Source organism: Calidithermus roseus (genome assembly GCF_003574095.1).
Classification (GTDB): Bacteria; Deinococcota; Deinococci; order Deinococcales; family Thermaceae; genus Calidithermus; species Calidithermus roseus.
In genome coordinates this window covers 1-7,110 of the sequence record NZ_QWLA01000111.1, presented here as the reverse complement: position 1 = coordinate 7,110, position 7,110 = coordinate 1, and the positions used below count along the sequence as shown (strand labels likewise).

The window sequence follows — 7,110 nt, the reverse complement described above, 5'->3', positions numbered from 1 at the left end:
AGATGATTCGCGCAACCTCCAGGTGCAGGCTCGGTCGTGACTGGGCTGCTTTACCCGCCCGGCAAGAAGGTCTTGGGGAGCGTTGATGACCCATCTGGCTCTACTATACAAACCTTGCAACAGAGCAAGGCCCACTCCTCATCGCTCACGTCCGAGGGGTACGGTCTACGCTTCATGCTCTAAACCTAACTGTCTCCCTTCGTTTCGGATAGGTTCTTACCAGCCTCTAGCCCAGGAATGGTCAGAACCCCCGATCGGCCTTGATGATATCGAGCCCGGCCTCCGCCAGCTTGCGAGCAACCTCGGGTTGGTTGGTTTGTAGCCCTTTGGCCGCACCGAGCAGATGGCGAACGGAGGAGTTGTTGTTGCGGTAGTAGGCTAGCTCGGCCTCGAGGCGTCCTACTTTCTGCTGGGCTCGATAGGCCTGCTCGGCGCTCTTATCGGGGCGGGTAGCCTTTTTCGTGGTTCTGCCCAGGGGCTGTCCGTTCAAGATAAGCGCGGCCTCATAGATCTTTTTGGCCGCATCGGCCCGCTCTTTAGCGGCAAAGTACCGCTGGGCTTGCAGGTCGCTCTGGGCCTTGGTCAAAAGCGCATCGCCCTGTGAAAGCCACGCTGGGGTATTGCCCAAGCGAAGGCCCTGCAGGTAGCTCTTGGCCGCCTGGGCCTTGGCCATCTCCTGGGTGGCTTTTTGAGCCAGGCGCTGTTCACTTCTCTGAGCAGGGCTCTGTACCGGAGTGGGGATTGGGGTCTGGGCGAGGGCCAAACCCAAAACCAGGGGTATCCATAGTAGTTGTTTCACGGTTAGTCCTCCTCTGGCCTAAGGCCGAGCGAAGGGTAGCAGGCCAATGTGGGAAGGAGGTTGAGGGGCCCTCCGGTAGTAAGCATATTCAGTCCAGAGGCTTTGGGTGCTTTTTCTCCCCCGCTTTGAGCTGTAGGCCCAACGGAAGGGCTTTTATCGGCTCAACCTACTGGCCTGGCAACAGACACAGCGAAGCGCTCAGTGAATCCCCCTCATCTGGGGGAACCCTTTACCAAACCCTAACCAGAGAGCAAGAGCATATCTGGGTATGAACGCCCAGGTGCCCGCCGAAACCACGCTGGTCATCCTTGGGGCCACCGGCGACCTCACCCGGCGGCTGCTGGCCCCTGCGCTGTACCGGCTGTGGGCCAGGGGTCATCTGGAAGGGCTTCGGCTGGTAGGGTATGCCACGAGCGAGTGGGACGACGCCCGCTTTGCCCAGCACCTCGAGGCGGCCCTGCGCGAGTTCGTACCGGAGTTCGATCCTTCGGTCTGGGAGCGGATGCGGGGTCAGGTGCAGTACCTCTCGGGTGACCTGAGTCCCTCGAGGCTGGCCGCCCTGCGCGGCGCCGTTGGAACCAAAGCCCTCTTCTACCTGGCCCTGCCCCCCGATCTCTTTGGCCTTGCTGCAGAAGGGCTGGGGCAGGCCGGGCTGAACCAGGAGGCCCAGGGCTTTCGCCGATTGGTGGTGGAGAAACCCTTTGGCCACGACCTGACGTCCGCAGAGGCCCTGCGCACCCAGATGCACCGCTACTGGCGGGAAGAGCAGCTTTTTCGGATTGACCACTTCCTGGGCAAGGAGACCACCCAGAACCTCCTGGTTTTCCGCCTGGCCAACCGTTTCCTGGAGCCCGTCTGGAACGCCCAGCACATCGCCCAGGTGCAGATTACTTATGCCGAGACCCTGGGTGTGGAGGGCCGCTGGCGCTATTACGACCGCGCGGGGGCCCTGCGGGACATGCTCCAGAACCACCTGATGCAGCTCTTTACCCTGGTGGCCCTCGAGCCCCCCTCGGTCTGGGACGCCGATATTCTGCGTGAACACAAGGTAGAGGTGCTGCGCTCGGTGCGGCCCATTTCGCCCAACCAGGTAGACGCCCATGCGGTGCGGGGGCAGTACATCGCCGGAAGCCTGAGGGGGCAGCGGGTGCCAGGCTATTTGCAGGAGGCCCACATCCCGCCCAGTTCCACCACCGAGACCTTTGCCGCTTTGAAGCTGTACGTGGACAACTGGCGCTGGCGGGGGGTGCCCTTTTACCTGCGCAGCGGTAAGCGGCTGGGGGCCGACTACGCCGAAGTGGCCATTGCCTTTCGCGAGGTGCCTACCCGGTTCTTTGGCGAGGCCCCTCCCCAGCACAACTGGCTCGTCTTCCGCACCAGGCCCGAGGAGTGCCTGGAGCTTTGGGCCTGGGCCAAGGAGCCAGGCTTGTCACTCAGGACGCACTCGCTGGTTTTTGAAGCCCCCTACCAGCGCCCCGGTGACACCTCCTACACCGCCTACGAACAGCTTCTGCTGGACGCCTTGCAAGGCGACCGCACGCACTTCCTGCGCTTTGACGAGGTGGAGTGGGCCTGGCGGATTCTGGAGCCGGTGCTTGGGGCCTGGGTCCAGGGCCAGCCGGAGTCCTACCCGGCGGGCTCGGAGGGGCCGGTGGGCATGGGCCGCCTGATGGACGAGGGGCACGCTTGGCGGCCTTTGGGGAGAAACTGATGGAGGCTTTTGGCGCACCGGGCATTGCCCCGACCTGGGCTTCCAGCGACAAGGACCTGGTGGGCACCGCCCTGGGCACCAGCCGGGTCTGGTTTACGCTGGGGCACGGCATCCTCAACGAGGTCTTCTGGCCTTCTACCGGCGAGCCGCAGATCCGCGACCTGGGCTTTATTGTGGCCCGGGAAGGGGCCTGGTACGAGGTCAAGCGCCTGCGAAACTACACCCTGTCCACCCCCGCACCCGAGATTCCCCTGCCCCTAGTAGTGCACCAGGGGGAAGGGTATACCCTCGAGCTCGAATTTTTAGCCGATCCCGCACGAGACGTGATGCTGGTGCACTACCGGCTCCAGGGCGAAGGGTTCCGCCTCTACCCCCTGCTGGCCCCTCACCTGGGCGGCAGCGGTCAGGGCAACACCGCCTGGCTGGAAGGTGCTGCTCTGTATGCCCAGAAGGAAGGGGCCGCGCTTTGCTGGCTGGCCGAGCCCGGGTTTGCGCGGGCCAGCGCGGGGTTTGTGGGCTATTCCGACGGCTGGCAGGACTTCCGGCACAACGGGGCCATGACCTGGCAGTTTAGCCGAGCCCAGGGCGGCAACGTAGCCCTGATGGGCGAGCTGCTGACCGGCGAGGGGGTGCTGGCCCTGGGCCTGGCCCGCACCCCAGAGGGGGCCCACACCCTGGCCGCCTCGAGCCTGGCCGAGGGCTTTTCGTCCCTCAAGGCCCGCTACCTGAAGGGCTGGCAGGACTGGGCCCACCAGCTACAGATAGAGGGAGAGAATCCCCAGCTCACCGGGCTTGCCCGCACCTCGGCGATGGTGCTCAAGGTGCACGAAGACACCACCTACCCCGGAGCGGTGGTGGCCAGCCTCTCCACCCCCTGGGGGCCCACCCACGACGACCCCGGCGGCTACCACCTGGTCTGGCCGCGCGACGCGGTGGAGGTGGGGCTGGCCCTGCAGATGGCCGGTCAGGTGGCCGACGCAGGGCGGATGCTGGCCTATCTGGTGGCCACCCAGGCCCGCGATGGGAGCTGGCCGCAGAACTTTTACCCCGATGGCCGCCCCTACTGGCAGGGTCTTCAGCTCGATGAGGTGGCCCTGCCGGTGCTACTGGCGGCCCGGCTGGCCGAGGAGGGGCACCTTTCCGAGCGGGTCGGAGCGGCCCGGATGGTGCAGCAAGCCCTGCGTTTCATCGCAAATAACGGCCCCTACAGCCCGCAAGACCGCTGGGAGGAGAACGCCGGGGCCAATCCCTACACCCTGGGGGTGCAGGTCGCCGCGCTGGTTGCAGGGGCGGCCTTTCTGGAGGAGCCCGAGCGCAGTTACGCCCTTTCGCTGGCCGACGACTGGAACGCCCGCATCGAGGAGTGGACCTTTGTGCAGAACACCCCCCTCGACCAGCAGTACGGGCTGCGGGGCCACTACGTGCGCATTCGCCCACCGGGGGCGCTGGGCCTGCGGGGACGGGTACGGGTACAGAACCGCGGGGGCGAGTGCCTGAGCGCCCAAGAACTCATCAGCCTGGATTTCCTCTACCTGGTTCGGCTGGGGCTGCGCACCCCCCACGACCCCCGCATCCAGGACACCCTGCGCCTGGTGGAGGCCCTCTTGAGGGTCGAGACCCCAGGCGGGGTCTTTTACCACCGTTACAACCACGACGGCTACGGCGAGCATGCCGACGGTCGGCCCTTCGACGGGACGGGGGTGGGTCGGGCCTGGCCGCTGCTCTCGGGTGAGCGGGGTCATTATGCGCTTCTGAGTGGGGAGGACCCCCGGCGCTACCTCGAGGCCATGGCCCGCTCCGCGAGTGCGGGTGGGCTCATCCCCGAGCAGGTCTGGGATGGTGCGCCGATTCCCGAGCGGGGGCTCTTTCCCGGCAGGCCCACCGGCAGTGCCATGCCCCTGGTCTGGGCTCATGCCGAGTACCTGAAGCTCTTTCTGGCCTGGCGGAAGGGCCGTCCCGCCGAGCGAATCAGCTCCGTGGCCGAGCGCTATCAGCGCCCGCGTCCGCTGGCGGTACTGCACTGGCGCAGCGATACCCCCTATATTGCCATCCCGCCTGGGCGCACCCTGCTGCTCGAGGAGGCTAGGCCCTTCGCCCTCCACTTTGGCTTCGACGGCTGGCAGGGCACGCAGGAGCTGGCCGCTGTCCCGGTGGGACTGGGGCGGTTTGGGGTTTTTTTGAAGGCCGATTTGCTGCAAGGTCATCGTTCGCTCGAGTTCACCCGCCGCTTTGAGGAGGGCTGGGAAGGCCAGGACCACACCGTATTGCTGGCAAAGAAGTGATGGTAATGGAAGACCGTGAAGAAGCCATGCGTGAAGCCGACGAAAAGGCCATGCCCACCCGGAGAGCAGTGTTGCAGGCGGCCCTCGGGACCGCCGCGGTAGCCACGCTGCTCTCGAGCCTTTACGTGGGGGCAGGGCTCATCCCCAGGGTCACCAAGACCCCCGAGAACGAGCCCCCGCAGGAGGGGGACATTCTGGTGTACGCCACCGGCGCCAAGATGAACCAGCCCATCCTGACCTCTGACCTGGCTGAGGGCGGGCCTTTTCAGCTGGCCTTCCCGATGGACCCCAAGACCAAAGTTATCCGCAACAAGGAGCCCAAGAACACCCTTTTGGTGCTCAAACAACCCCCCGGCAGCTACGACGCCAAGGTGGCGGCCCATGCGGCCCAGGGCGTGGTCTGTTACTCGGCCATCTGCACCCACCTGGGCTGCACGGTGAGCCTGTGGGACGCAGCGCAGAAGCTGATGCGCTGCCCCTGCCACGGGGCGCTGTACGACCCCCGGCAGGACCGGGTGGTCAGTGGGCCGGCCCCACAGGCGCTGGCGCAGCTACCTATTCGCCTCGAGGGGGCCCAGATCGTGGTGGCGGGTGCGTTTTTGGGCCCGGTGGGGGCGCAGGTCTAAGATGGCCGGGTTGGCGCTGTGGGCCTTGCTCTCCGCCTTCTTTGCAGCCCTGACGGCCATTCTGGCCAAGCTGGGGTTGCGCGGGGTAGACGCCGACTTTGCCACCCTGGTGCGTACCTTCCTGATTTTCTGGGCCCTGCTGGCATTTGTGGGCCTCTCGGGCAAGTGGATCAATCCCCTGAGCTTACCGGGCCCGGCCTGGCTCTTCCTGGGCCTCTCGGCGCTGGCTACGGGGGCCTCCTGGGTGGCCTACTTCCGGGCCCTGCAACTCGGGGAGGCCCACCGGGTGGCCCTGGTGGACAAACTCAGCGTGGTGCTGGTAGCACTGCTGGCCATGCTCTTTCTGGGGGAACGCCCGAGCCTGCGCGACTGGCTGGGCATCGCTCTGGTCACCCTGGGGGTGCTGGTACTGGTTTTCAAGCGCTAGCCCCCAGCAGACTTTCTGGTTTTCAGATGGTCTTTTTATCCGGTGTCAGAAAGGAGTGCGTATGTTCGAACGAATCCTGGTTCCCTACAACAGCGGCACAAGTGCTCAAATGGCCTTGCAGCAGGCCCTTCAGATCGCCCAAAAACACGGCGGAATAATCCACGGGCTCAACGTCTTCGACCCGGCTCCCTACCTGACCGAGCCGCTGCTGATGGATATGGGCAACGGCCTGCCGCCCCAGCCCGTGGATCCCAATCTGTCCATGGAGGCCCATCTGCTCAAGATTGCTGAGGATCGGGCCAAGGAGAGCCTCGATCACCTCGAGCGTGAATGCCAGGCTGCGGGCGTGCGCTACACCACCGAGCTGCGCATGGGGGACGTGGCCGCCCAGGTGCTCGAGGCTGCCCACCAGGCCGACCTGATGGTGCTGGGTCGCTCTGGGGGGGGCCATAAACTGCGGGCCCTGCAGGATACCTGGGTGCGCCGCAGCCCGGTGCCGGTCTGGCTGGCGGTAGGAGGGGCCTCCGAGCCCCGCCAGGTGGTGCTGGCCTACGACGGTGGCGCAAAAGCCGCCGATGCCCTACAGGTGGCCGCTCGGCTGGCCCAAAGCTGGGGTCTGCCCCTCCTGCTGCGGGCGGTGCGTGAAGAGAGCCGCGTAGACGAGACCACCCTGCGCCAGGCAGGGGGACTCCTTCACGAGCTCGGCATTGACCCCGTCTCCGCCGAGTTGATTCAGGGGCGCCCGGCGGAAGCCCTGGCTTCGCTAACCGGGCCTCATTCGCTTCTGGTGATGGGTACCCACGGGCACGGGGTCTTCCTGGGCCTGCGCTTTGGTCGCACGGTGGATGGTGTGATACAAGGAGCCAGGGGTGCGCTCTTGATCTGCCCCTAGAGGACGGGTGGTGGTAGCGGATGTGACGACTCCCCGCTCTGAAGAGCGGGGCTTCTCGGTTCTCACGGGACGGCCCATGCCGTACCCATCCCCGAAGGCTCCGTCCGAGCCCATCTGCGGTCGGGTACACGCCCCGACCGTGCCAGGACATTGATGGCCGCAGCCACATCCCGGTGAAGAGAGGCCCCACAAGCGGGGCAGGTGAACTCCCTGACCCACAAGGGTTTCTTCTCCCGGTGCCCGCATACCGGGCAGTCCTGGCTGGTATGTTTGGGGTCTACCCCCACGACCCGCCTACCAGCTTCTTCCGCTTTGTAGGCGAGGATTTGGAGAAACTGTGCCCACCCCGCGTCCTGCACCCCCTTGGCGGTGC

7 protein-coding genes are annotated in these 7,110 nt (G+C 65.7%); 5 read left to right on the top strand and 2 right to left on the bottom strand.

Features of this window, described 5'->3' with window-relative positions:
• Positions 1–241: 241 nt before the first annotated feature.
• Complete coding sequence (locus tag Mrose_RS17315; RefSeq protein WP_147371712.1) at positions 242–799, bottom strand: hypothetical protein; 558 nt, start codon at positions 797–799, stop codon at positions 242–244.
• Positions 800–1,067: 268 nt separating this feature from the next.
• Between Mrose_RS17315 and zwf the strand changes: the two genes are divergently transcribed.
• From zwf to Mrose_RS17290, 5 genes are all read left to right on the top strand, one after another.
• Complete coding sequence (zwf, locus tag Mrose_RS17310) at positions 1,068–2,510, top strand: glucose-6-phosphate dehydrogenase (protein WP_119280398.1); 1,443 nt, start codon at positions 1,068–1,070, stop codon at positions 2,508–2,510.
• The gene (locus tag Mrose_RS17305; protein WP_119280396.1) at positions 2,510–4,792 is read left to right on the top strand and encodes a glycoside hydrolase family 15 protein; all 2,283 of its coding nucleotides are present in this window, start codon (positions 2,510–2,512) and stop codon (positions 4,790–4,792) included. The genes zwf and Mrose_RS17305 overlap by 1 nt, the downstream gene beginning before the upstream one ends.
• A gap of 5 nt (positions 4,793–4,797) precedes the next feature.
• Positions 4,798–5,418 carry a QcrA and Rieske domain-containing protein gene (locus Mrose_RS17300; RefSeq protein WP_119280394.1) on the top strand — a complete coding sequence of 207 codons (621 nt, stop codon included), beginning with the start codon at positions 4,798–4,800 and terminating at the stop codon, positions 5,416–5,418.
• Position 5,419: 1 nt separating this feature from the next.
• Entirely contained in the window at positions 5,420–5,845 is a 426-nt protein-coding gene (locus Mrose_RS17295; protein WP_119280392.1) for an EamA family transporter, read from the top strand.
• A 61-nt stretch (positions 5,846–5,906) separates the two neighbouring features.
• The gene (locus Mrose_RS17290; RefSeq protein WP_119280390.1) at positions 5,907–6,737 is read left to right on the top strand and encodes a universal stress protein; all 831 of its coding nucleotides are present in this window, start codon (positions 5,907–5,909) and stop codon (positions 6,735–6,737) included.
• 62 nt (positions 6,738–6,799) lie between these two features.
• Here Mrose_RS17290 and Mrose_RS17285 read toward each other — a convergent pair whose 3' ends face one another.
• Positions 6,800–7,096: an RNA-guided endonuclease InsQ/TnpB family protein gene (locus tag Mrose_RS17285; RefSeq protein WP_245970011.1), complete on the bottom strand. Its 297-nt coding sequence runs from the start codon at positions 7,094–7,096 to the stop codon at positions 6,800–6,802.
• Positions 7,097–7,110 lie beyond the last annotated feature (14 nt).